Annotated in this window: 17 protein-coding genes; 8 read left to right on the top strand and 9 right to left on the bottom strand. The window is 75.0% G+C overall.

The genetic code is table 11. The features are described 5' to 3' along the window. Positions 1-33: 33 nt before the first annotated feature. Positions 34-1,440, top strand: coding sequence for an FAD-binding oxidoreductase (locus tag Ae717Ps2_RS27770; protein WP_075309122.1), 1,407 nt, complete (start codon positions 34-36; stop codon positions 1,438-1,440). Positions 1,441-1,460: 20 nt separating this feature from the next. Beyond that, positions 1,461-2,216 (top strand): decaprenylphospho-beta-D-erythro-pentofuranosid-2-ulose 2-reductase, encoded by a 756-nt coding sequence (locus Ae717Ps2_RS27765; RefSeq protein ID WP_075334060.1) that lies wholly within the window; start codon positions 1,461-1,463, stop codon positions 2,214-2,216. Positions 2,217-2,232: 16 nt separating this feature from the next. Here the strand turns inward: Ae717Ps2_RS27765 and Ae717Ps2_RS27760 are convergent, their stop codons facing one another. From Ae717Ps2_RS27760 to Ae717Ps2_RS36480, 3 genes are all read right to left on the bottom strand, one after another. Next, positions 2,233-2,883: a nitroreductase family protein gene (locus Ae717Ps2_RS27760; protein ID WP_075312561.1), complete on the bottom strand. Its 651-nt coding sequence runs from the start codon at positions 2,881-2,883 to the stop codon at positions 2,233-2,235. 10 nt (positions 2,884-2,893) lie between these two features. Then, positions 2,894-3,580: a hypothetical protein gene (locus Ae717Ps2_RS27755; RefSeq protein ID WP_075329717.1), complete on the bottom strand. Its 687-nt coding sequence runs from the start codon at positions 3,578-3,580 to the stop codon at positions 2,894-2,896. A 288-nt stretch (positions 3,581-3,868) separates the two neighbouring features. Further along, positions 3,869-6,460, bottom strand: a complete 2,592-nt coding sequence (locus Ae717Ps2_RS36480; RefSeq protein WP_075334059.1) for an acyltransferase — start codon at positions 6,458-6,460, stop codon at positions 3,869-3,871. A gap of 204 nt (positions 6,461-6,664) precedes the next feature. On the opposite strand from Ae717Ps2_RS36480, the gene Ae717Ps2_RS27745 reads away from it, so the two are divergent. After that, a complete protein-coding gene (locus Ae717Ps2_RS27745) occupies positions 6,665-9,889 on the top strand; it encodes an arabinosyltransferase domain-containing protein (protein WP_158071554.1) in 3,225 nt (1,074 codons plus the stop codon). Between the two features lie 61 nt (positions 9,890-9,950). Beyond that, the gene (locus Ae717Ps2_RS27740) at positions 9,951-11,849 is read left to right on the top strand and encodes a glycosyltransferase (RefSeq protein ID WP_020624287.1); all 1,899 of its coding nucleotides are present in this window, start codon (positions 9,951-9,953) and stop codon (positions 11,847-11,849) included. A gap of 113 nt (positions 11,850-11,962) precedes the next feature. Here Ae717Ps2_RS27740 and Ae717Ps2_RS27735 read toward each other — a convergent pair whose 3' ends face one another. Together Ae717Ps2_RS27735 and Ae717Ps2_RS27730 are read right to left on the bottom strand one after the other, a co-directional pair. Beyond that, a complete protein-coding gene (locus Ae717Ps2_RS27735) occupies positions 11,963-14,896 on the bottom strand; it encodes an arabinosyltransferase domain-containing protein (RefSeq protein ID WP_075309128.1) in 2,934 nt (977 codons plus the stop codon). After that, the gene (locus Ae717Ps2_RS27730; protein WP_075309131.1) at positions 14,893-16,896 is read right to left on the bottom strand and encodes a glycosyltransferase; all 2,004 of its coding nucleotides are present in this window, start codon (positions 16,894-16,896) and stop codon (positions 14,893-14,895) included. The genes Ae717Ps2_RS27735 and Ae717Ps2_RS27730 overlap by 4 nt, the downstream gene beginning before the upstream one ends. A 186-nt stretch (positions 16,897-17,082) precedes the next feature. On the opposite strand from Ae717Ps2_RS27730, the gene Ae717Ps2_RS37490 reads away from it, so the two are divergent. Beyond that, positions 17,083-17,226, top strand: a complete 144-nt coding sequence (locus tag Ae717Ps2_RS37490; protein ID WP_158071553.1) for a hypothetical protein — start codon at positions 17,083-17,085, stop codon at positions 17,224-17,226. 1 nt (position 17,227) lies between these two features. On the opposite strand, the gene Ae717Ps2_RS27725 is transcribed toward Ae717Ps2_RS37490, so the two are convergent. Both Ae717Ps2_RS27725 and Ae717Ps2_RS27720 read right to left on the bottom strand, forming a co-directional pair. Next, positions 17,228-18,355 carry an iron-containing alcohol dehydrogenase family protein gene (locus Ae717Ps2_RS27725; protein WP_233147698.1) on the bottom strand — a complete coding sequence of 376 codons (1,128 nt, stop codon included), beginning with the start codon at positions 18,353-18,355 and terminating at the stop codon, positions 17,228-17,230. Beyond that, entirely contained in the window at positions 18,340-19,452 is a 1,113-nt protein-coding gene (locus Ae717Ps2_RS27720; protein ID WP_075309133.1) for a mandelate racemase/muconate lactonizing enzyme family protein, read from the bottom strand. Before Ae717Ps2_RS27720 ends, Ae717Ps2_RS27725 begins: the two co-directional genes overlap by 16 nt. Before the next feature lie 169 nt (positions 19,453-19,621). Here Ae717Ps2_RS27720 and Ae717Ps2_RS27715 point away from each other — a divergent pair, with 169 nt between their 5' ends. After that, positions 19,622-20,413, top strand: a complete 792-nt coding sequence (locus Ae717Ps2_RS27715) for an IclR family transcriptional regulator (RefSeq protein ID WP_233147697.1) — start codon at positions 19,622-19,624, stop codon at positions 20,411-20,413. A gap of 4 nt (positions 20,414-20,417) precedes the next feature. On the opposite strand, the gene Ae717Ps2_RS27710 is transcribed toward Ae717Ps2_RS27715, so the two are convergent. After that, on the bottom strand, positions 20,418-21,482 hold the full coding sequence (locus Ae717Ps2_RS27710) for a LacI family DNA-binding transcriptional regulator (protein WP_075309137.1): 1,065 nt from the start codon (positions 21,480-21,482) through the stop codon (positions 20,418-20,420). A gap of 129 nt (positions 21,483-21,611) precedes the next feature. On the opposite strand from Ae717Ps2_RS27710, the gene Ae717Ps2_RS27705 reads away from it, so the two are divergent. Continuing rightward, positions 21,612-21,887 carry a hypothetical protein gene (locus tag Ae717Ps2_RS27705; protein WP_075309139.1) on the top strand — a complete coding sequence of 92 codons (276 nt, stop codon included), beginning with the start codon at positions 21,612-21,614 and terminating at the stop codon, positions 21,885-21,887. A 24-nt stretch (positions 21,888-21,911) separates the two neighbouring features. Here Ae717Ps2_RS27705 and glf read toward each other — a convergent pair whose 3' ends face one another. Then, a complete protein-coding gene (glf, locus tag Ae717Ps2_RS27700) occupies positions 21,912-23,138 on the bottom strand; it encodes a UDP-galactopyranose mutase (protein WP_020624452.1) in 1,227 nt (408 codons plus the stop codon). A 109-nt stretch (positions 23,139-23,247) separates the two neighbouring features. Between glf and Ae717Ps2_RS27695 the strand changes: the two genes are divergently transcribed. After that, positions 23,248-25,332 (top strand): DUF6541 family protein, encoded by a 2,085-nt coding sequence (locus Ae717Ps2_RS27695; protein WP_075309141.1) that lies wholly within the window; start codon positions 23,248-23,250, stop codon positions 25,330-25,332. Positions 25,333-25,434 lie beyond the last annotated feature (102 nt).

The following is a 25,434-nucleotide window of genomic DNA, read 5'->3' as shown; positions in this document are numbered from 1 at the left end:
TCGCCGTCGGGGCCCCTCGCTACCCTAGCGACGATGACGGACACGACCGTTCCCCGCAGCACCAGGACCGACGCCCCGGCGCGACGGACCGCCTCCCTGCACGGCTGGGGGCGGACCGCGCCGACGATCGCCCAGCTCGTCACCCCACGCGACGCCGAGGACGTGGCCGAGGCCGTCCGCACGGCGGGCGAGCGCGGCGTGATCGCGCGCGGGCTCGGCCGGTCCTACGGCGACCCGGCACAGAACGCGGGCGGCGTCGTCCTCGACATGCCGGGGCTGAACCGGATCCACGCCATCGACCCGGACACCGGCGTCGCGGACGTCGACGCGGGCGTCAGCCTCGACCAGCTCATGCGCGCCGCGCTCCCGCTCGGGCTGTGGGTCCCGGTGCTGCCGGGCACCCGTCAGGTCACGATCGGCGGAGCGATCGGCGCCGACGTGCACGGCAAGAACCACCACACCAAGGGCAGCTTCGGCAACCACGTCGAGTGGCTGGCGCTGGTGACCGCGGACGGCTCGGTGCGCGAGCTGACCCCCTCCGGGCCGGACGCCGAGCTGTTCTGGGCGACCGTCGGCGGGATGGGCCTGACCGGGGTGATCGTGCGGGCCAGGGTGCGGCTGCACCGGACCGAGTCGGCGTACTTCGTGGTCGACACCGACCGCACCGACGACCTCGACGGCCTGCTCGAGCTGCTCACCGACGGCTCCGACGACACCTACGGCTACTCCGCGGCCTGGTTCGACACCACCGCGACCGGCGCCCGGATGGGCCGGTCGGTGCTGACCCGCGGCTCGCTCGCCACCGTCGACCAGCTCCCCGCGAAGCTGCGGTCCGAGCCGCTCAAGTTCGACGCGCCGCAGCTGCTGACCTTCCCGGACGTCTTCCCGAACGGGCTGGCCAACAAGCTGTCGCTGACCGCGTTCTCCGAGCTGTGGTTCCGCAAGGCACCGAAGCGCCAGCGTGGCTCGGTGCAGAACATCACGGCCTTCTACCAGGTGCTCGACGTGTTCGGGGACTGGAACCGGGTCTACGGCTCGAAGGGCTTCCTGCAGTACCAGTTCGTCGTCCCGATGGGAGCCGAGACCGAGCTGCGCCGCATCGTGTCGAAGATCGCGGCCTCGCCGCACAAGTCCGGGCTGAACGTGTTCAAGCGCTTCGGCGCGGGCAACGACGCACCGCTGTCGTTCCCGACGGAGGGCTGGACGATCACCGTCGACTTCCCGATCGCACGCGGCCTGTCCCGCTTCTGCACCGAGCTCGACGAGATGGTGCTGGCCGCCGGCGGGCGCCTGTACCTGGCGAAGGAGTCGCGCACGTCGCCGGAGGCCTTCGCCGCCGGCTACCCGCGGTTCGCCGAGTGGAAGGCGATCCGCGACGGCGTCGACCCCACCGGCGTCTTCGCCTCCGACATGTCCCGCCGCCTCGCACTGACCCTCTGACGTCCGGAGCCAGCACCATCATGATCGACGCAGTCGGCAACCCGCAGAGCATCCTGCTCCTCGGCGGCACCTCCGAGATCGGCCTGGCCACCGTGCGCGCGTTCGCCGCGGACCGCCCGTTGCGGGTCGTGCTCGCCGCCCGCCCCGGCCCCCGGCTCGACGCCGCCCGCACCGAGCTCGAGGCGCTCGGGTGCGGCGTGGAGACCGTCGAGTTCGACGCCCGGGACATCGAGACCCACCCCGAGGTCATCAAGAAGGCCTTCGCGGGCGGGGACATCGACGTCGCCGTCGTCGCGTTCGGGCTGCTCAGCGACAACGAGAAGGCCTGGACCGACGTCGACCACGCCGTCGAGCTGGCGCAGGTCAACTACACCGCGACCGTCTCCACCGGGGTCGCGCTGGCCGAGCGGTTCCGCGCGCAGGGCCACGGCTCGATCGTCGCGATCTCCTCGGTCGCCGGGGAGCGGGCCCGCCGCTCGAACTTCGTCTACGGCTCCACCAAGGCCGGGATGGACGCGTTCTACACCGGGCTGACCGAGGCGCTGCGCGAGTTCGGCGTGACCGTGACGATCGTCCGGCCCGGCTTCGTGCACTCGAAGATGACCGAGGGCCTCGACGCCGCACCGCTCGCGACCACCCCGCAGGCCGTCGCCGACGTCATCGTCGACGCGGTGCGGACGGGCAAGGAGCTGGTCTGGGCACCGGCGCCGATGCGCTTCGTGATGAGCGCCCTGCGCCACGTGCCGCGGCCGATCTTCCGGAAGCTCCCGATCTGAGCCCGGACGGGGCGGCCTACCAGCCGTCGACGTGCAGGACGGTGTCGAGCGGCTGGCGCTTCGCGGGCTTGAACGTGTCGCCGGTGTAGTACGCGACCGGCAGCAGGACTCCCTGCCGCACGTCGTCCGGGATGCCCAGCAGCTCGGCGATCTCCTTCTCGTACTGCAGGTGCAGCGTCGTCCAGGCGCTGCCCAGACCACGCGCGCGCAGGGCGAGCTGCAGGCTCCACGCGGCCGGCAGCAGCGAGCCCCACAGCCCGGCCTGGTTCGACGCCGGCAGCTCGGCCTTGGCGTTGATCGCGCCGATGACCAGCACCGGGACCTCGCCCATCCGGTCCGCGAGGTACTGCGCGCTGTCGGCGACGCGGAGCTGGGTGGCGTCGCGGTCGGCGTCGCCGTGGGAGCGGGTCGTCGGGTACTGCGCGGAGTTCCGGTAGGCGGTGAACGCCTTCCGGTAGTACTCGCCGACGGCCTTCCGCTTCTCGGCGTCGGTGAGCACCAGCCAGTGCCAGCCCTGCTGGTTCGAACCGCTCGGGGCCTGCAACGCGACCTCGAGACTGTCCCGGACCACCTCCAGCGGGACCGGACGCTCCAGGTCAAGGCGCTTGCGGACCGACCGGGTGGTGGTGAGCAGCTCGTCGGGGCCGATGGGCAGCACATCGCTCATGCCCTGCACGCTACGGCGCCGCCGGCCTCCTCGCGATGATCACCGCGCGCTCACCCGCGCCCGCCTCGCACGTGAGCCGCCCCGCGGACCGCTGCGCGCGGGTCGCGGCCAGACGCGGGTCGGCCCAGGTGGGGATGCCGCCGTAGGGGCCACGGGTCAGCCCGTCCGAGCCCTCCCGGACGATCTCGAACCCGGCCTCGACGAGGATCTCCCGGATCCGCAGGTGCCCGCGCGGGACGCGTGGCGGCACCCAGCGGGCACCGGCCAGCTCGCGGCCGCGGCCCTCGGCGTCGGCGGCGACGACGAGTGCGTGCCCGCCCGGTTCGAGCGCCCGGAACCAGCCTCCCGGGCCGAGGTCACCGGCGAGCGCGACGTCCGGCAGCCGGTCGAGCACTTCCACCGCGGTCACCGACGCGACCGGACCCGGCAGGGCGTCGAGGCTCAGGTGCACGGGGCAGCCCGGCGCACCGGCACGCATCCGCTCCGCCTCGGCCTCCGAGCCGGCCAGCCCCGAGGCCGGGCCGAGCCGCGCCAGCCCGGCGAGCAGCGCCCCGCCGGCACCCGCCACGTCGAGGTAGGGGCCACGGCCCAGGTGGTGACGGACCAGGCGCAGGTACCAGTGCAGTGCGGCCCGCTCCGGCGGTGCGGCACCGGTGGGCTCGGGCAGGTCGGCGAGGGGCGGGGTCGTGGGGATCATCGGTCCATCGCGTCGGTGGGCGGGACCCGTCCTGGGGCGCGACGGGCGGGCACGTCCATTGTCGCCGACGCGGCGCCGCGGTGTCCGGGCACCGGCGTCACGTCCCGGGCACCGGGATGCGGCGTCGCCGGACCGCTCGCGCGGTGCGCGGACCGCCGCCCGGCGGGCACCGCCCGGTCTCCCCGCCCCGCGGACCGGATCCGGCGCGGGTCGGCGGACGCGGCCGTGCCCCCGGACCACGGTGGTGGTCCGGGGGCACGGCCGTGTTACCCGCTCCCCAGCGGTGTCTCAGGCCCCGTGCGCCGGCTTCTTCCGGGGGCGACGGGATGCGGCCGCACCCGAGGCGGCGACGATCGGGGTCGCGGCGCTGGCGTGGGCGTCGTCGCGACGACGGCCGGCGCGGCCGCAGTTCTCGACGCCGGTCCGCGTGCCGGGCAGCGCCGAGGCGGAGCGGATCGCCCGCGGCGCCGGGACGACACCACGGTCGTCGGCGAGCTCACGGGCAGCGATGTGCAGCGACCGCAGCCGCTCCATCCGGTCGACGCCGGAGGTGGTGCCGGTGCCCTCGACTACCGGGGTGAACAGGTCCCCGCCGGTCCCGGCGCCGCCGCTGCGCATCCGGGCGACGGCCACCAGGTCCTCCGAGAGGTCGCTGTGCCCGGCGCCGTCGAAGTCGGCGGCCCGGGCCGCGGCCAGGCGCTCCAGCACCCAGCGGGCCGAACCGGCCGGGGCCGGGACGTCGATCTCGGCCGCGGCGGGCACGTCGGCGGGGTCGGCCTCGGGGCGGCGCGGTGCCCGGGTGGGCAGCGCGGGCGCCGGGACGGCGATCGGGTCGGCCGGAGCCGGCTCGGACGCCGGGGCGGTGGGCTCGGGCTCGGCGACCGGCGCGGACGGGGCCGCGACGGGCCGGACGAGCGGCATGGCCGCGGTGCGCGCGTCGTCGGCCGGGTCCTGCTCCGCAGGTGTGGTGGGCGTCCAGCCCGACGTCGTGGCGACGGCGGGGCCCGCCGAGCGGCGGCGGACCACCGGCAGCGCCTCGGTCACCGGCGGCACGTCGCCGGGCTCGTCCCCGGCCACCGGCCGGCCCGGGACGACCGGCTGCTCCCCGGTGCGGGGCCGAGCGGCGACCTGCTGCTCCCCGGGGCCGGGCCGAGCGGCGACCTGCTGCTCTCCGGCGCCGGGCCGAGCGGCGACCGGCTGCGGCCGGGCGGGCTGCGGCACGGCGGGCTGCGACGAGGCGGGCCGCTGCACGGCGCCCTGCTCGGACGACGAGCTCTGCTGCGTCGGCACGTTCTGCGCTGCGCCCTGGTGCGTCGGCGTGCCCTGGTGCGTCGGCGTGCCCTGGTGCATCGGTGCGCCCTGTGAAGGGGCACCCTGCGTCGGCGCGCCCTGCGCAGGTGCGCCGTGCGTCGGCGCGAACGCCCGCGACGGGGCGGGTTCCGGCGCCGTCCGCCGGGTAGCTGCAGCCGGGGCGGGGTCCGCGGCCGGTCCGGCCGACACAACGGGCAGCACCGAGGTCACCGGCTCGTCGGTGACCACCGCCAGCACGGAGGTCTCCGGGTCACGGCGCGCCGCGTCGTTGTCCACGACGCGACGGGCGGCGGGGACCGGGTCGGGGGCGACGACCGCCTCGACCGCCTCGGGGGCGGGCCGGGTACGGCCCCGCATCCACCGGCGCGCGGGACGTTCGACGAGCGAGTACAGCAGGTGTGCCACGGGCAGAGTCCCCACGAAGACGGTGAGCGCGATCAGATGCCCCGTCTCCCCGCCGCGGGGGAGGACACCGGAGTCGCTCAGGAACCAGAAGATCTCGAACATCGGGATGTGGACCAGGTAGAGGGCGTAGGAGATCCGCCCTCCGTGCACCACCGGGCCACGGGTCAGCAGGTGGTGCACCGGTCCGCGGTCGGCGAGCGCGAGTGCCCCGACCAGGATCGGGAAGGCGACGACGGCCAGGCCGTGCAGCCCGCCGCCGAGGACCGACCCCGCCAGCAGGACGAACGGGACCGCGGCGACGGTGAACGTCGCCGTCGTCGAGGCTGCGGAGCGGGTCCGCTCGGTGGTGCGCAGCCGCCGCACGGCCAGCATCGCCAGGACGCCCGCGGAGAACCCGCCGAGGACCCGGACCAGCCAGCTGTACGGGTAGTACGGCGACCCGACCACGAGGAACGCGGCCGCCATCGGTGCGGTGCAGAGCAGCGACCCTGCCGCCAGCACCGCGAACGGCAGGTTCCGCAGCCGGAAGAAGCCGAGGGCCAGCAGCGGGAACAGCAGGTAGGCGAGCCACTCGGCGCTGATCGACCACGTCGGGCCGACCCAGGACGCGCCGTCGAGGTACTGCTCGTCCCACATCTGTACGCCGAACAGCTGCTCCAACCACGCGCCGACGGTGAACGACGGCTGCACCGACTGGTAGACGACGTCGGTCGTCGACCCGAACACCAGCCGCGCCACGAGCCACACGCCGAAGAGGTGGAGGACCACCACGTAGGCGGGCCACATCCGCGCCGCACGGGCCCACACGAACCCGCCGGCCTCGCGCAGCCGCAGCCGCGGGCCCAGCTGGTCGAGGTAGGTCCAGGCGATCACGAAACCGCTCAGGACGAAGAAGAGGTCGACGCCGAGCGCGCCCTGCGTGATCAGCGGTCCGAGCCAGTCGTTCACCGTCTCCACACCCGCCATCGGGGTGAAGTGGAAGTGGAACGCGACGACCCAGAGCGCGGCGACGATCCGCAGACCGGTCAGCGCGAGCACCTCACCGCCGCCGTCTCCTCCACTTCGGACGGACGGAGCACCCTGTTCGGGCGCGGTGCCGCCGACGGCGGACGCGACGCCGGCCGGGTCGTCGGCCGTCGTGCGCGAATCGGTGCAGATGCTCACACCCGACCCAACGAGAGTCGATCACCACCGTCACCGGTGACACCCGAACAGTGCCCGATCGTCGCAGTTCATCACGCTGCGTCATGGAAACAGGGTGCAGTCGACCTTGAGCACCCAGCCGAGTGGACTAGGCCGACCGGTCCAACGGTGACGGGTCACGGGGGTGTCACGGATGATCACGGGGTGGCGTCTAGCCTCGTCCGGGTGCTGACCGCCGCAACGGAGGCCGATCCCCGCCCGGGATCGGGCTCCACCGACCGCCGGTCGCGTCCGACCGACCGCCTCCTCGCCGCCGCGCTGGGCCTGCTGTCGGCGGTGCTGGCGCTGGCGATCCCGTTCCTGCCGGTCGTGCAGAACACGGCGACCGTCACCTGGCCGAACGCCACGACCGGCACCGCGCCGCTGAACGCCCCGCTGGTCGCGTACCGGCCGGAGAGCCTGACCGCGACGATCGGCTGCGACGCGATCCGCAGCCTCGACGACCGGTCCCCCGGCCGCGCGACCGTCCTGTCCACGACGCCCACCGACGCCCCGGACGGCGACACGGTCGGTCTGCGCGTCGCCGTCGCCGACGGGGTGGTCACCCTCGACAACCGCGGCCAGCGCATCGCCACCGCGCCGCTCCCCCTGCCGGGCGGGCCCTGCGCCCTCACGTTCACCTCGGACTTCGACGCGACGACGGCGACGCTGGGCGGCGCCACGCTGTACGAGTTCGCCGGTGACGGCCGCCCGCAGCTCACCGGGATCCACTCCGACCTCGACGCGGGCCGTGACCCGATGGGCGGCACGAGCGTCCGGTTCGACACCGACAACCGCTACGACTCCGACGCCTCGACGCTCAAGCTCGTCGCGGGGGGCGTCGCGATCGTCGCGCTGTTCGGCGCGCTGTTCTTCCTGCGCCGGATCGACGACGCCGACGCCCGCCGCGTCGTGCACGGCCGCCGGCTGGCCCGGCGGCTGCGCGGGCAGGACGACCTGCGGGACGCCGTCGTCGTCGGCGTCCTGGTCGTGTGGGCCCTCATCGGGTCGATGACCAGCGACGACGGGTACATCCTCGACATCTCCCGGGGCAACGACACCGCCGGCTACATCGGCAACTACCACCGCTGGTTCGACGTCCCCGAGGCGCCGTTCGGCTGGTTCTACCAGCTGTACTCGCTGTGGAGCGGGGTCTCGGAGTCGGTGCTGTGGCTGCGGGTCCCGGCGCTGGCGATGGGCGTCGCGTCCTGGTTCCTGATCAGCCGGGCACTGCTGCCCCGCCTCGGCGCCCAGGTCCGGCGCAGCCGGTCCGCGGGATGGGCCGCGGCCGGGGTGTTCCTCTGCTTCTGGCTGCCGTTCAACAACGGGCTGCGCCCGGAGACGGTCGTCGTGATCGCGGCGCTGGTGTCGTTCGTGATGCTGGAGCGCGCGCTGGCCACCCGGCGGCTGCTGCCGGTCGCGGGGGCGCTCGTCGCGGGGGCGTTCGCCGTCGCGGCGACGCCGACCGGCCTCATCGCGCTGGCCCCGTTCCTGGCCGCGGCCCGCCCCCTGCTGCGGCTGTTCACCGAACGGATCCGCACCACCGGCTGGGCGGCGACCTTCGGGCCGCTGCTCGCGGCCGGGCTGATCGTGCTCACCGCCGTGTTCGGCGACCAGACCCTCGCCACCGTCGCCGAGGCCACCCGGGTCCGACAGGACATCGGCCCGAACCTGCCCTGGTACCAGGAGCTCGCCCGCTACGACCTGCTGTTCAGCGACAGCCGCGACGGCTCGCTGCAGCGTCGCTTCCCGGTCCTGCTGCTGTGGCTGTGCATGACCGTCTCGACGGTCGTGCTGCTGCGCCGGGGCCGCATCCCCGGCGCCGCACTCGGGTTCTCGCGGCGGCTGCTCGCGAGCACCGCGCTGTCGTTCGCCGTGCTGGCCCTCACCCCGACGAAGTGGACCCACCACTTCGGCGCGTTCGCCGCGCTCGCCTCGGGTGTCGCGGCGCTGGCCGCGCTCGCGACGAGCACCGGGGTCCTGCGCTCGCGACGCAACCAGGCGCTGTTCCTGGCCGCGGTGCTCGCGGTGACGGCGCTGGCGTTCCGCGGTCCGAACACCTGGTGGTACGTCTCGAACTGGGGCGTGCCGTGGTTCGACAAGCCGGTGTCGGTGAGCGGGATCCAGGCGACGACGGTGCTGCTGGTCCTGGCGTTCCTGTCGCTCGTCGTCGCCGGGGTGGAGCATCTGCGCTCGACCTCCGGGGTGCCGCGCCCGGTGCGACGGACCCTCGGTCGCCGGCGCGGCCGCATCGGCACCGTCCAGGCCGTCCGCCTCGGGTCGGCGCCGCTCGCGGTGATCTGCGCGCTCATGGTCCTGTTCCAGGTCGCCTCGATGGCCAAGGGCATGGAGAAGCAGGCCGGTTCGTACTCCCTGGGTGCCGACGTGCTGACCGACCCCACCGGGTCGCGCTGCGGGCTCGCCGGGCGCATCCAGGTGGAGACCGACCCGGCCGCGAACGTGCTGCCGACCGCGCCGGAACCGGCGGGCGTCGCGGACCCGGGCCCGCTGGCCGAGGGCTTCACGCCCGAGGGTCTGCCGCCGACCGGACCGGGATCACTGCGCGACAACACCGGCGACGGCGACGACCGCCCCGGCGTCACCGGCACCGGCCCGCTGGGCGGACCGGTCATGGGCAGCTGGTCGCCGGACCCGGAGAACGTCGGCGACTACCGCTCGGCGTGGCACACGCTGCCCGCCGCGGCCCGCGACGGCTCCGCACCGCTGGTCCTCGGCGTCGCCGGGACGATCGGCGGCGGCAACACCGTGACCCTGCAGTTCGCCCGCGACGGCGCCGTCGTCGACGAGATCGAGCCCGGCGGGGCCGTCAGCAGCACCTCGGACTACTCCGGCGGCGCCTCGGGCGGCCAGGCGTGGCGGGACCTGCGCGTCGACCTCGCGGGCCGGCCGGCCGCCGACGCCGACCGGGTGCGGGTGATCGTGTCCGACCGCGGCATCGGCACCGGGGCGTGGGTCGCCGTCGCGCAGCCCCGGGTGCCGCGGCTGACCCCGCTGACGACGATCGCCGCCCGCGGCACCGCGTACCTGGACTGGGCGACGTCGTTCGTGCATCCCTGTGTGACGCGCTTCGGCGTGCACCGGGGCATCGCCGACGTGCCGGTGTTCCGGATGCTCGCCGACCCGCAGCAGCGCACCGTCGCCGACGAGTGGGGCCGCAGCCGGTTCGGCGGCCCGCAGGGCTGGCTGGTCCGGACCGCCGCCCAGCGCTACGTCCCGACCTACCTACCCGGCGCCTGGGACTTCGACTGGGGCCAGATCCGGCTCGTCGAGCCCTACGACCCGCGGGCGGTCCCCGCCCCGGTGCAGGACGGCGAGCGGACCCTGTGGGGCTGGCAGCAGGTCGGGCAGGCCGGGGCACCCTCGCCGGACCCGACGCCACTGCCGGACTGAGGCCCCGGCAGACTTCGTCCTGTCCGATCCGAGATGTGAGGCGAGAGCGAGAGCGAGAGCCATGCTGGACACCGCCCGGCCCCTCCGCGGGGGCGAGCCCGCCCCGGCCGACGACACCGCCGGTGGGGCCCGCCCCGGACGGCTGGTCGTACAGCGTGGCCCCTTCACCGGGCCGACGCACCTGGTGCCCGAGGACCTCTACGCCGAGGTCCTGCGCGGCGCCGCCCGCCGCGAGCGGGGCCTGATCGAGCTGGTCCCGGCCACCCACGTCACCACCAACACCTACTGGGGGCGGCTGCACGCCACCTACTGGCAGCGCTGGACCGCGGTACCCGAGGTGCGGGTGTCCCTGCGCGCCGCGGGTCGCGGCCGGGTGTGGCTGATGGCCTCGGACACGAACAAGGTCGCCCGCGCCGTCGCCACCACGGGCGTCGACGGCGGCGGCGTCGTCGAGCTGACCGGGGCGATCGACCGCTTCGTCGACGGCGGCGGGCTCTGGCTGGAGTTCGCGACCGACACCGGCACGCTGACCGTGTCCGACGTCGAGTGGACGGTCGCGGTGCCCCGCCCGCCGCGGCCCACCTCGATCACGATCTGCACCCACAACCGCGTCGAGGACTGCCTGAACACGCTGCAGGCGCTGCTCGACGACCCGGCTGCGCTGGCCCGCGTGGCGACCGTCCGGGTGGTCGACCAGGGCAGCGACCCGCTGGAGTCGCGCGACCGGTTCGCGCCGCTGGCCGCGGCGTTCGGCGACCGGCTCGCCTACCAGCGCCAGCCCAACCTGGGCGGCGCGGGCGGCTTCACCCGCGGGCTCTACGAGGCGACCGCAGGCGACCCGGCCGACGACCACGACGTCCTGCTCATGGACGACGACGTGCTGCTCGACCCGGAGATCGTCGTCCGGCTGACCGGGTTCGCCGCGTGCACCACCGCGCCGACGATCGTCGGCGGGCAGATGCTGAACCTGCTCCACCCGGGGCACGTCCACATCACCGCCGAGTACGCCGTGCCCGAGAAGCTGCGGGTGGGCATGCCCGTCCCCGGCGCCCTGGAGGAGGGCTTCCTCCTCGGCCGCGACGAGCGGCTGCTGCCGATCGTGCAGGAGCAGCGGGTCGACACCGAGTACAACGGCTGGTGGTCCTGCCTGATCCCCGCACCGGTCGTGCGGGCCATCGGCTACCCGCTGCCGCTGTTCTTCCAGTGGGACGACGTCGAGTTCGGCTACCGCGCCCGCGAGCGCGGCTTCGCCACGGTGTCGCTGCCCGGTGCCGCCGTGTGGCACGCCGACTTCGGCTGGAAGGACTGGGACGAGTGGCACCGCTACTTCAACCAGCGCAACGGCCTGATCACCGCCGCCCTGCGCACCGGCTTCGACCGGCGCACGGTGACCACGACGATCGTCGAGCTGCTGGCCCAGTACCTGGTCGCGATGCAGTACGGGCTGGCGGCGACGCTGCTGACCGCCGTCGACGACTTCCTGCGCGGCCCCTCGGTGCTCGACGACGGCTCCGCCGCCGCGGCGGCGGAGATCCGCCGGATCCGGGCCGCCTACCCCGAGACGACGGCGGTGCCGCTGGCCCAGGCCGGGCTCGACGTGCGCGAGTCCGTCGTGCACCTGGCCGGGCACAAGCCGTCGAAGGTCGTGCGGACCTGGGTGAAGCGCGCCGTGCTGCAGGCCACCGGGCGGGTGCCGTTCCGCTCCGGGATGGTCCCGGCCGGTGAGGCGCACTGGTGGCACGTGTCGCTGTTCGAGCGCGCGATCGTCACCGACATGGCCGAGACCGGTGTCCGGATCCGGACCCGCGACCGGGAGCGGCTGCGCGAACTCACCACGCGCGGGGTGCAGACGGTGCGCCGGCTCTGGAACGAGGGCCCGCAGGCCGCCAGGGAGTGGAAGGCCGCCGAGCCGCGGCTCACCTCGCGGGAGACCTGGGCGCGGCTCTACGACGCCGGCTGAGCCCACCAGGCTCCGCGGCATCCACACCCCTCCGCAGGTGTCCACACCGGTCGTGACCGGTGTGGACGCCGGAGAACGGGTGTGGACACCGGCGACGGACGGGCGTGCGCCGCTCAGCCCAGGAAGTCCCGGCCGGTGTAGTCGCGGGTGGCCAGGGTCGGCAGCCGCTCCCACCCCCACCGCCGCTGGGTGCCCACGGTGAGGTCGTAGCCGTCGGTCGGGTGCTCGTAGCGCACCCGCTCGACGTGCGCCGGCGCGAACATGGCGCGCCCGGCCGGCGGGTCGAGCCGCGAGGGCAGCTCGTCGAAGGTCGCGGTGCGGTCGATGCCGGCGAGCGTCCCGCCGTTCGCCGCGAAGAACGCGGTGGACTCGGTCGCGCCCTCCAGATTGTCGCCGGTGCGCAGCCGCCACTGCGGGGCCTGCGCGATGCCGTGGCGTACCGCGATCTGGTCCTGGCAGGGCCACAGCACTGCCGAGGCCTGGTCGGCGAACACCGGGGCGTCGCCGAGCACCGCGCGGGCGGGCAGCTCGCGGGCGGGCAGCGGGGCGCCGACGGCGAGCCAGGTGTCCGGACCGTCCGTCCGGTCGTCGACGACGAGCCGGACCCGGTCGGCCGGGCCGGGCAGGTCGACCGCCACGTCCCGCCAGTCGCCGAGCTTCTCCCCGGGCAGGTCGACCGTGACCGCGCCCGCGCCGGTGTCGATCCGGACGCTCTGGTCGCTCCGCAGGTCCCCGGTCAGCGGCAGGAGCAGCCGCGTGGTCCCGGCCGGGACGGCGAACCAGCCGGCGTCGAGGGTGCCGGTGCCGGCGTCCTCGGTGTGCCAGACGGGGCCGGGGATCGACGGCCGGTCGGGCGGCGGGCCCTCCCGCATCACCCCGGTGAGGCGGGGCGGCGCGCTCGGGGGCGGGGGCGGGGACGTCGCCTCGTCGGGGACGGTGACGGCCAGTGCGTCGGCCAGCCCGCAGCCGTCGCCGGTCAGCATGGCCAGGTTCATCGAGGCCACCGACGCGCCGGGGGCCTGTTGCACCGGAGCCACGCCGAACACGACGAGCATCAGCGCGACGCCGCCCGCCGTGGCGACGCGCAGCACCGCCCGGTCCGGCCGGGGAGTCCGCCCCCGCCGCCCGGCCCACCACAGCGCGGCGGCGGCCACGAGCAGCCACAGCAGCGGGCTGCGCAGGTACAGCGGCCCGAGGTGCGGGGCCAGGACCTGCTGGTTGATCGGCGCGTCGAGGACCGAGTGGTTGCCGAAGGGCTGGCCCCAGTCGGAGAACGGGCGCCACAGGTTCGGCCCGGCGTAGACCACCGCGGCGACGACGCCGAGCACGGCCGTCCCCACCGCGACGAGCCGGAGCGGGGCGTGGCGCGGCAGCGGGCCGCGGGCGAGCGCGATGCCGAGCAGCAGCGTCGCGGGTGCGGCGACGGCACCGAAGTGGTTCACCCACTTGGTCGGGCTGACCGCGACGGCGACGAGGCCGAGCGCGGTCGCCGCGAGCGCGAACCCGAGTGCCCGGCCGAGCGGGCCGCCGGTGCCGCGCCGCGTCGCGAGCCGCACCGCGCCCAGCGCGAGGACGGCGACGGTCAGCAGGACCGGCAGGCGTCGCCCCCAGGTGCCCTGGTCGTCGGGGCCGAGCAGGTTCGCGTAGTGGACGAACTCGGAGTACCACTGGTACTGGAAGTAGTACCAGCGGTGCACGGCGACGGACTCGCGCACGTCGGCGAGGCTCTGGTCGGCCAGCCCGAGCGGTACGACGGCGCTCGCGGCGGCGAACGCGACAGCGACCGTCGCGAGCCGGGTCGCCCACCGCGCGTGCACGAGGTGCCACCACACCAGCGGCAGCGCGAGCAGCAACGGCACCGCGGCGACCAGCGCGGTCGGCGCGGTCGTCATCCCCACCACCGCGACGACGACGGCCGGCGCCAGCAGCCCGACCGCCCCGGTGCGGCAGGCGGCGGCGACGAGCAGCAGCACCCCGGCGGCGGCCGCGGTCCCGGCGGGCTCGGGGCGCAGGGAGATGCCGTAGGGCAGGAACCAGGCCAGGTGCGCGACGGCGAGCGCGGCGACCACCCCGGGCCGGACCCCGACCCGACCCGCGAGCGCGGCGAGGGTGTACCGCAGCAGCACCCAGGTCAGCAGGCCCAGCACGACCGGCACCACGCGCAGCGGTCCGAGGCCCCAGCCGACCAGCGACCCCCACCACTGCAGCAGGTACTGGCTGGTCGTGAACGGTGCCTCGGTGACGTCGAACTGGTAGATCGCGTTGCCGATCGTCCCGGTCTCCGCACCCTGGCGGGCCATCAGCGCGTACCAGGAGTCGTCGATGTTGAGCGGCCCGAGCACCGCCCAGGCGCAGCTCACGACGAGCACGACGAGGTCGGCGACCCCCGGGCGGACCGGCGCGTCGAACACCCGGCGGGTGCCGGTCCAGGTCCGCACGGCGACGGCGAGGGTGGCGGCCAGGGCGAGCAGGTGCGCGACCAGCAGCGCCACCTTCAGCGGCGACGGCGACGACGCGTAGCGCGCATCGGTGTACAGGGTGACCGCGAGCCCGGCCGCGGCGGGCCCGGTGACGTCGGTGGCGAGCTCGGCGACCTGCGGCGGGGCGACGTCGAGGCGCTCGGCGAGGACCGCCCCGTCGCGGGTGACGACGGTGCCGCCGTCGGCGGAGGTCACCTCGAACACACAGCCCGACGCGGCGGGTGCGGTGGCGAGCACCCGGTCGCCGGTGCGCAGCGTGAGCGTCCCGCCGGACACGCTCGCGACGAAGCCCGGCGCCGTCACCGGGTTCTCCTGCGCGGCGGGCATCGTCCGCAGCACGTCGCCCTCGCCGAGAGCGGCCGCCGCGGCGCACGGGACGGTCGCGGAGAACTCCAGCGGCCGGTACGGCGCGAGCGGCAGCACCGTGCTCTCCGGTGCCTGGCCGGCCCGGGGCCAGGTGACGACCGGGTCCTCGGCGTCGACCGGGGCGAGCGCGGCGGCGAGGCCGAGCAGACAGGTGACGACGCCGAGCAGGAGCAGCAGCGGCCCCCGGCGGGCGGGGCTCACTCGAAGATCTGCTTCCAACCGTCCTTGCCGGTCAGCACGGGCGCCGCCGCCCGGTAACGGGCGCGCAGGCCCTCCCAGTCCGCGGCGACGGCGCGGTGCAGCCGGAACGACTCCGCGACCATCTCCTTGAACATCGCCGGGTCACGACGGCGGAAGGTGACCCCGCGGCCGTCCGGGGTGGACACCGTCGCGGAGTCCAGGCCGGCCAGCACGAACCACTGGGCGTTGCGCCACGGCACGTTGCGCTGCGGGCGCTCGCGCAGCGCCGGGTCCGGGGTGCGCAGGTTGCGCAGCACCCCGCGGGCGAGACCGACCGCGGCCTTCGCCCGGCCCACCGGGGGCTTCGGGAACAGCTGCGCGCCGAGCGCGTCGAGCTCGGCCGGCGGCACCTCGGTGGCGGACTCGAGCGGGCGGCCGTCGTCGTACTGCGCGCGCAGGGCCCGGATCTCGTCGAGCACCACGGGCAGCTTCGGGAACAGCGCCTCGGGGCCCGCGAGAAAGTCGGTGAAGCCCTTGATCTGCAGCGCGACCGCCGAGTACTCCATGAGCATCAGGTGGCGCAGGGTGCGCTTGAAGGTCTCCTTCAGCATCGCGCGCGGGTCGTCGGGGCCGTGCAGGGCCGCGGCGACGAGCCGGTTGCGGTAGTGGAAGTAGGCCTGCCAGTCCGAGGAGTCGTCCTTCTCGATGAAGGACATGTGCCAGATCGCGACGCCCGGGACGGTCGCGGTGCGGAAGCCGGCGGCGCGGGCCCGCAGGCCGTACTCGGCGTCGTCCCACTTGATGAACAGCGGCAGCGGCAGGCCCAGCTGCTCCGCGGCGCGGCGCGGGATCAGGCACATCCACCAGGCGTTGTAGTCGACGTCGACGCGGCGGTGCAGCCAGCGGGTCTGGCGCAGGGTGCGGGCGGCGAGGTCGTGGTGGGCCTCGGTCTCCGGGGCGGGGCGCCACAGGAACTGGTTGCGGTCGACGACCTCGCCCATCGTGGACAGCTGCGAGCGCGCCTGCAGCGACAGCATCTGCCCGCCGACGAGCATCGGCTCGCGGGCGAACCGGCTGAACGCGATCGCGCGCAGCACCGACTCGGGCTCCAGCAGGATGTCGTCGTCCATGTAGAGGATCTGCTCGCAGTCGATCCCGCCCGCGTGCGGGCCGGTGCCGTGCAGGACCTCGTACATGATCCGGGCGTAGCCGCCGGAGCCGCCCAGGTTGGGCTGGTCGATGATCCGCAGCCGGTCCCCGAGCGCGGCCGCGGCCTGCTCGTAGCCGGCCTCGTCGCGGACCTTGCGGGTGCCCTGGTCCGGGAGGATCACCGCGGTGATCGCGTCCCGCACCTGCGGGTCGGAACCGAGCGCGGTGAGGGTGGCGACGCAGTCGGCGGGCCGGTTGAACGTCGGCATCCCGACGACGACGGCCGCGCGCCCCGGCGCGTCGTGCGGGGCGTGCCAGCCGCCGCCGTGCAGGGTGAGGTCGGCGTCGTCGGTGGACAGGTCGAACCAGTACCAGCCGCCGTCCTCGAAGGGGCGCAGGTCCAGCTCGAGGGTGACCCGGCGACGGCCCTCGACGACCTCACCCGCGACGACGATCTGCGACCCGTCGGCCTTGGTCCGGTACACGTCGACGCGGCCCGAGCCCTCCAGGTCCAGCCGCAGCTCGATGCTGGTGAGCGTCGACCAGGCCCGCCAGTAGCCCGCGGCGAAGGCGTTGAAGTAGGCGCCGAAGGAGACCTCGGTGGCCGCGGGGACGGTGGCGCCGGTGCGGTCGAGGATGCGGGTGCGGCGGCCGCCGATGGTCGACACGGTCAGCGAGAGCGGACGCGCGCGCTCGTCGGCGAGCGGCTCGACCGGGGTGAGCGTGGTGCCGGGGCGCTCGTCGAGGTAGAGCGCGCGGACGGCGGTGGGGTCGGCGGGCCTGGGCAGGACCACCCGCTGCAGCAGCGTCTCGCCGCTGGTCGTGGCCGGGGTGGTGGGGGACACCTGACCTCGCTGGTCCGTCGTGGTCATCGCAGGAGCTGCCTCTGTCGTCGCGGGGGCGCTGGGGTCCCGGGCGGCGGCGCTGCCGGTCCGCCCGGGTCCGGGTGGAGTCGTGCGCGAGCGTAGCCGCGCACGGTGCGGGAGCCGGGAGGCGGGCGGGCGCGGCGGGTGAGCGGTGTGGATCGTCCGGGTCACCGACCGTGCCGGACCGGCGACATGGACGGACCGGCCCTGCGCGCGGAGGCCGCCGCCGTGCTGCGCTCCCGCGGTGCGCGGTTCGGGTTCGTCCACGGCAGCCGGGCGGTGGGCGGCCGGGCGCGGGTGGCCCGGTTGCTCCGGTCGGTGGCGGCGCGGCTCTGAGTCACCAGGCCGCGTCGAGGATCTCCCGCACGTCGTCCTCGGTCGGTGTCCGCGGCGCGTTGGCCGTCACCGGGTCCACGACGGCGGCGGCCGCCAGCACCGGCAGCAGCTCCCGGTCCACGCCGAGCTCGTGGAGCGGGCGCCGGACACCGATGCCCTCGACGAGCGCGGCGATCCCGGCCACGGCGTCGCCGGTCCCCAGCGCGGCTCCGGCCCGGGAGTACGCCTGCGCCGCGGCGTCGGCGCTCCAGCGCATGACCTGCTCGTTCACCGACGCGAGCGCGATCCCGTGCGGGGTGCCCGTGTGCGCGGTGACCGCGTGCGCGATGCCGTGGACCAGACCGAGCCCGGAGACGGTCAGCGCCTGGCCCGCCAGGTGCGCGCCGAGCAGCAGCTGCGCGCGGGCCTCCAAGTCGGTGCCGTCGTCGACGGCGACGGGCAGCCACCGGCCCACCAGCGCGACGGCCTGCGCCGCGGCGGCGTCGGAGACCGGGTTGGCGCCGCGGGAGGCGAGCGACTCGACGCCGTGGACGAGCGCGTCGAAGCCGGTCGCGGCCGTCGCCGCGGGTGGCAGGCCGACGGTCAGCTCCGGGTCGAGGACGGCGACGCGGGGCCGGACCGAGGCGTGGCCCAGGTAGACCTTCCGCTTGGCGCAGGTGTCCTCGACGACGCCGAACCCGTTGGTCTCCGCGCCCGTCCCGGCCGTGGTGGGGACCGCGACCAGCGGCAGCCCGGAGGTCGGGGAGGACCACAGGTCGTCGGTGGCGCGGGCGCCGTGGTGGGTGGCGAGCAGCGCGATGCCCTTGGCCGCGTCGAGCACCGAGCCGCCGCCGATCGCGACGACCACGCAGGAGCCGAACGCGCGCAGCGTCGTCGCGCCGTGCTCGACGGCCGTCGTCGACGGGTTGGGGCCGATGCCGTCGAACACCTCGGTCCGCAGCCCGGCCGCGGTGAGGTCGCCGACGACCCGGTCGACGATGCCGGTGGCGCGCAGCCCCGCGTCGGTGACGACGAACGCCGCCGCTCCGCCGAGGCCGTCGACCAGCGCGGGGACCCGGGCGACCGCGCCGGGACCGAACTCCAGGGCGCAGGTCGCCTCGACCGTGAACCCGTTCACCGGACCCGCCACCGTGCGATCGCCTCCTCGTCGAGGGTGAACCCGAGGCCGGGGGTGCTCGGGACCGCCAGCATGCCGTCGTCGCCGACGGTCAGGGGCTGCGCCAGTGGGAAGTCGCGACGCGCCGGTGTCCAGTCCGGCGGGTCGTAGGGGAACTCGAAGTACGGTCCGCCGCCGACGCCGGCGCTGACGTGCAGGTTCGCGAGCACGCCGATCCCGTTGGTCCAGCTGTGCGGGGTGAACGCGCGGTGGCGCAGCAACGCGAGCTCGGCCAGCGTGCGGACCCGGCTCATCCCGGCCGCCAGGACGACGTCGGGCTGGTACACGTCGAGCGCGTCGCCGTCGAGCAGGCGCAGCAGCTCGCCGAACGAGCGCTGCATCTCCCCCGCCGCGATCCGCAGTCCCGGGTTGTCGGCGCGCAGGGTGCGCATGCCGTCGGCGTCGGCGTAGGGCAGGGGCTCCTCGACCCAGAACACGTCCAGCTCGGCGAGCCGCCGGACGAGGCGCCGGGTCGCGGCGAGGTCGGTGGCGGGGGCGACGTCGCCGGCCATCCGCCACGCCTGGTTGAGGTCCACCATGATCGCGAAATCCGTGCCGAGCGCCTCCCGCACCGCGGCGACGGCGGCGACGCCCTCGTCGGCGCGGTCCCGGTCGACCCGGATCTTGACCGCGCGGAAGCCCTCCTCGGCGACCCGGTGCGCCACCTCGGCGCGCTCGGCGGGCGGGCGCAGCACGCAGAACGACGCGTAGGCGGGGACGGCCTCGTACGTGCCGCCGAACAGGGTCGCGACGGGCAGGCCCGCGACCTTGCCCGCGAGGTCCCACAGCGCCGCCTCCAGTGGCCAGTAGTGACCGCCGTGCAGCGCGCAGGTCTCGATCGCGCGGACGTGCCGGGCGATCGCGAGCGGGTCGGTGCCGACGAAGAGGTGCCGGTAGGCGTCGAAGCCGTCCATCGTGTCGCCGGAACCGATGCCGACGACGCCGTCGTCGGTGTGGACGCGGACGATCGTCGCGTCGAACACGGTGCGGGGATCGGGGTCCCAGGCGGCGCGCAGCGGCGGGTCCAGCGGGAGCCGAACCCGGTCCAGCGTGATGTCGGTGATCTTCATCAGGTTCGGGATCGTGTCGGGAGCTGGTTCCGGCTCGGGGCGCGATCGGGGGCGGTGCGCCCCGAGCCGGTTGAGCGCAGAATCTCCGACGGCCGCGCGGCCGCGCCAGGTCCGGCCGGGAATCGAGATCATCGTTGCGCTCAGGGCAACCGGTACTAGCGTGGCCGGGGTGCACAACGGCTACGGGCTCGGCCGCGACGTCGCGCTGCTGGAGGCACTGGCGTCGGACGAGGCCGTGCGCACCGACGGGCTGGGCGTCACCGCCGTCGCCCGGCTGACCGGGCGGGAGAAGAGCCAGGTCTCGCGCGCGCTGCGGGCCCTCGCCGACGCGGGACTGGTCGAGCGGGACGAGGACACGCTCGTCTACCGGCTGGGATGGCGGCTGTTCTCCCTGGCCGCGCGGGGGACGGACAGCCGGCTGACGGCCGTCGCCGAACCGGTGATGCACCGGCTGGCCGCCGCGACCGAGGAGACCGTGCACCTGTGCGTGCTGCGCGACGACGCGCTGCTGACGGCGCGGACGGTGTCCGGGCACTCGTTCCGCACGACCGGCTGGGAGGGCAGGCGCGCGCCGCTGCCGTGCACCTCGGCGGGCCGGGTGCTGCTCTCCGACGCCACCCCCGACGAGCTGTTCGTACGCTTCGGCGCCGTCGAGGACCTGGTGCCGGACTACCCGCGCTCGCGGGTGCGGACGGTCCCGCAGCTGTGGCGCGCGATCCGGGAGGCCGCCGAGCACGGCTGGGCCGAGTCGCACGAGGAGTTCGAGCCGGGCGTGGCCGGGGTGTCGGCACCGGTGCGCGACTTCCGCGGCCGGGTGGTCGCCGCACTCAACGTGTCCGGGCCGGTCACGCGCCTGGACGGCCGGTTCGACGAGGTGGGCCGGGCGACCGCGGCCGCCGCCGCGGCGGTGTCGGCGGAGCTGGGGTGGACACCGGGCTCCCGTCCCGGACACCACCGGTGAACGCTCAGGGCCGGCGGGGCCCGGTCGAGCCCCGGACCACCAGGTCGGTGGGCAGGACCACGGGGTCCTTCCGGACGGGGCCCGGCAGCAGCATCGACGCGGCCGCCCGGCCCTTCTCCCGGTGCGGCTGCCGGACGGTCGTCAGTGCCGGCCGCGCGAGGGCCGCGCCCGGGACGTCGTCGAAACCGACCACCGACAGGTCCCCCGGCACGTCCAGCCCGAGCGACAGGGCCGCGTCGAGCACTCCGAGGGCGAGCTCGTCGCTCATCGCCAGCACCGCGGTCGGCCGGGGGTCGCGCGCGAGCAGCGCGTGGGCGGCCCGCCGGCCCGCGTCCCGGCCGTAGGGGGCCCGCTCCTCCACGACCGCCGCGTCGTGACCGAGGCCGGCCTCGGCGAGCGCGTCCCGGTACCCGGCCAGCCGTCGACGGGTGCCCAGGAAGTGGGCGGTGGCCTCCCGCTCGGGCGACGGCCGACCCTCCCACCCGTCGGGGTGCATCGGCATGGCGACGACGCCGAACCGGCGGTGCCCGAGGTCAAGCAGGTGACGTGCGGCGGCCCGGGCCGCGGTCCGGTCGTCGATGCCCACGTGCCCGGCGCCGTCGTGCGTGGGGCCGTCCACGACGACGAACGGGAGCCTGCGTTCCCGGATCGTCTCCAGCGCGGCCCCGTCGGGCAGGTCGCAGTAGCAGATGACCCCGTCCACCAGGGCGACCCGCGCGATCGGCCCGCTCGGGCCGGGGATCAGGACCAGCGCGGAGTCCTGCTGCCCGCAGACCTCGCTGATGCCCTGCAGCAACAGGGAGGCCGCGGGGTCGGCGAAGGTGAACGACATCGGGTCCTCCAGGACGACGCCGATCGCCGCGATCCGCCCCCGCGCGAGGGTCGCCGCGACCGGGTCCGGCCCGGCGTAGCCCAGCTCGTGGGCGGTGCGGAGCACCTGTGCCCGCAGCTGGGCACTGAGCCTGTCCGGCCGGTTGTAGGCGTTCGACACCGTCGCCCGGGAGACACCGAGCGCCTCGGCGATCGTTGCCAGCGTGACCCGGCCGGCCCCCGTCTCGTTCCTGCCCACCCGACCAGTCTCCCGCGTGCGGTCCGCCCGACCCGGACGGGTCCCATGAGGTGAAGCGGTTCACTTCCCGATTCACCAGGAGGGCCGCGGCCTCTTGTGATCCGTAAGGTTAACCGGTTTAGTAGACGAATGCGATGGTGGCGACGGAGCACGACGACACCGACCGGGACCGCCGCGTCGGACGACGACCGGGAAGCCCGGATCCGGCGACGGCTGCACGCGGTCGAGACCGAGCGGCTCGAGATCCTGCTGGACGAACGGGTCCCGGGCCGCCGGCACCGGCTCGACGCGCTGGCCCTCGCCCGCGCCGACCTGCTCGACGACCTCACGGCACTGGGGGCCGACCCGCCCCCGGCGGCCGTCAGTCAGCGGACACCGTGCCCGGAGGCGGACAGCTGCCGATGACCCCCGGGCCACCCGGCCGGGCGATCAGTCCTCCGAGTCGGTGCCCGCCAGCGGGCGTCCCTCGGTGAAGTGCGGGACGAGCCGGTTCTCGTACATCGTCAGCGCCGATCCGATGGCCATGTGCATGTCGAGGTACTTGTAGGTCCCGAGCCGCCCGCCGAACAGCACGTTCCGGTTCGCGGTCTCCTTGCGCGCCAGCTCGCGGTAGCGCTCCAGCTTCGCCCGGTCGTCGGGGGTGTTGATCGGGTAGTACGGCTCGTCCCCGGACTCGGCGAAGCGCGAGTACTCGCGCACGATCACCGTCTTGTCCTTCGGGTAGTCCCGCTCCGGGTGCATGTGCCGGAACTCGAGGATGCGGGTGAAGGGGACCTCGGCGTCGTTGTAGTTGATCACCGAGGTGCCCTGGAAGTCGCCGGTCGGCTCGACCGACATCTCGAAGTCCAGGGTGCGCCAGCCGAGCTCGCCCTCGGCGTGGTCGAAGTAGCGGTCCAGCGGGCCGGTGTAGACGACCGGGACGTCGGCGGGCAGCTGCTCGCGCACCGCGAAGAAGTCGGTGTCGAGGACGACGTCGATGTTGTCGTGCGCCGCCATCCGCTCCAGCCACGCGGTGTAGCCGTCGGTCGGCAGTCCCTCGTGGGTGTCGTTGAAGTACCGGTTGTCGTAGGTGTAGCGGACCGGGAGCCGGGTGATGATCGAGGCGTCCAGCTCGGTGGGGTCGGTCTGCCACTGCTTGGCGGTGTACCCCTTGACGAAGGCCTCGTAGAGCGGGCGGCCGACCAGCGAGATCGCCTTCTCCTCCAGGTTCGTCGCCTGCCCGGTCTCGACCTCGGAGGACTGCTCGGCGATCAGCGCGCGCGCCTGGTCCGGGGTGTGCGCCTTCCCGAAGAACTGGTTGATCAGCGCGAGGTTCATCGGGAACGCGTAGACCTGCTCGCCGACCCGGGCGAACACGCGGTGCTGGTAGTTCGTGAAGCTCGTGAACCGGTTGACGTAGGCCCACACGCGCTCGTTCGAGGTGTGGAACAGGTGCGCGCCGTACCGGTGGATCTCGATGCCGGTCTCCGGCTCGGCCTCGGAGTAGGCGTTGCCCCCGATGTGGTTCCGGCGCTCCAGGACCAGGACGCGCTTGCCGAGGCCCTCGGCGACCCGCTCGGCCACCGTGAGTCCGAAGAACCCGGACCCGACGACGATCAGGTCGTAGCTGCTCAGGTCGTAACCGTTCAGGTCGGCACTGTCGACGCTCACGGCCATCAAGGGTAGGGCAGGCGTGATCCGGGGCACCCGGCGGCTTCGGTACCCTCGCAGGCAGGTCGGAGAAGCGGACGTATCCGGCACCGTCGTGGCCCGAGGAGAAGATGGCGTGAGCTGGTCGTCCGCCATCCCCCTGGTGGTCCTGGCCGCCGCCTGGGTCACGCTCCCGGGCCTGGTGGTCGGCCTCGCCGCCGGTCTGCGCGGGATCGCCGCCTGGGGCGCGGCCCCGATGCTGTCGGTCGGCGTGATCGCCGGTTCCGCGGTCGGCGCGAGCATGCTGGGCGTGCCCTGGAGCGGGGCCGCCCCGGCCATCGCGGCGGCGGCGTTCGCGCTGCTCGTGGTCGGTGTGCGACGGCTGGTGCTCGGCCTCCCGCTGCTGCCGCGACCCACCGTGGTGCGGGCCGCGGCGGCGGAGTCGGTCCGGACGCTGCTCCGCGGTGGACCCGACCGGCGCTGGACCGGGCTCGCGGCACTGACCGGGGTGGTGACCGCCGGCGCGCTGGGGTTCAGCGCGGCCGTCCGCGGGATGGCCCGGCCCGACGCGCTGTCGCAGACGTTCGACGCGAACTTCCACTACAACGCCGTCGCCCGGATCCTCGGGACGCACGACGCCTCGTCGCTCACCGTCGGCGGCCTGGTCAACTCCCCCGGCTTCTACCCCGCGGCCTGGCACGACGTCGTCTCGCTGGTGGCGCCGCTGGCCCCCGGCCCCGGCGAGATCGTCGTCGCGTCGAACGTGGTCGCGCTGGTCACCACGCTGCTGGTCTGGCCGCTGTCGATGCTGTTCCTCGTGCGGACGCTCGTCGGGCGCTCGGCCGGTGCGGCGCTCGCCGCCCCGGTGCTGGCGCTCGGCTTCGTCGCGTTCCCGTGGACGCTGGTCACCTACGGCGCGCTGTGGCCGAACCTGCTGGGCGTCTCGCTGGTCCCGGCCGCGCTGGCGGCGACGGCGCTCGCCGCGCGTCCGGGACTCGGGCCGGACCCAGTGTCCCCCGCCCGGCCGGGCCCGTTCCCCCCGGGGCGGGTGGCGCGCTGGTTCCCGGCGGTGGCCGCCATCGTCGCGCTGGGGTTCGCCCACCCGAACGCGTTGTTCGGCGCGGTGGTCGTCGCGGTGCCGCCGATCCTGTGGGGACTCGTGGGCGCGGTGCGCCGCGGGCTGCGCGGCGGCACGTGGCCGACCGTGCGCGCGGCCACGGCGGTGCCGGTCGTACTCGCCGCGCTCGGCGGCGTCGGCTGGTTCATGTTCGCCTCCCCCGCCCTCGACGGGATCCGCGGCTACTACTGGGAACCGGAGTTCTCGGTCACCGACGCCGTGTGGAACGCGGTGCTGCACAGCCCCGAGGACAACGCCCCGGCCTGGTCGATCGCGGTGCTCACGGTGGCCGGCGCGGTGTGGGCGCTGCGCCGGGCCCGGACGTCCTGGCTGGTCCCGGCGCACCTGATGGTCTGCACGCTCTACGTCGTCGGCGCCACCACGTGGTCCTCGGTGTGGACCGGGGTCTGGTACAACGACTCGCCCCGGATCGCGGCGCTCGTCCCGGTCACCGCGGCCCCGCTCGCCGCGCTCGGACTGGTCGCGCTGTGCTCGCTGGCCCGGAGCCTCGCCTGCCTGGTCCGCGACCGCCTCACCCGGGCCGCACCCGCCGTCGCCGGGCTGCCCCGGCCGCGGGCCGCGGTGCTCGTCGCGATCGGCGTGATCGCGGTCGTCGTCACCTCGGGTGGACTCTACCAGCGCTCGCACGTCGACTCGCTCGCCGCGATCTACCAGACGCCGGAGGAGGTACTGGTCGGCCCGGAGCAGGCGCAGTTCCTGCGCGAGGCGGGTGAGCTGCTGCCCTCGGACGCGGTGGTGGCGCAGAACCCGTGGGCCGGTACCGCGATGCTGTGGCCGCTCACCGACCGGCAGGTGCTGTTCCCGCACCTCACCGGGGTGTGGTCGCCGGACCAGCAGGTCATCGCCGAGCGGCTGCGCGACGCGTCGAACGACCCCGCGGTGTGCGCGGCCGTCGCCGAGACCGGGACCGGGTACGTGATCACGGCGCCGCCGACGTTCTGGCAGCCGGACCCGCTGGCGCTGCAGTGGCCCGGCCTCGACGACCTCGCCGACGCCGACGGGTTCGAGCTGCTCGCCCGCGACGGCGACAACGCGCTCTGGCGCATCACCGCCTGCGACGCCGGCCGGGTCGTCGGCTCCTGATCACCCGGTCGGGCACGGGACCGGCAGGGCCGCACGGCCGCCGGTAGTCTCCGAGACCGGCCAGCGCCGGGAATCGGGTCCGGTGGGTCGTCGACGGCTCCG

The organism is Pseudonocardia sp. Ae717_Ps2, from assembly GCF_001932475.1.
Classification (GTDB): Bacteria; Actinomycetota; Actinomycetes; order Mycobacteriales; family Pseudonocardiaceae; genus Pseudonocardia.
This window is presented reverse-complemented; position numbering and strand designations above follow the sequence as displayed.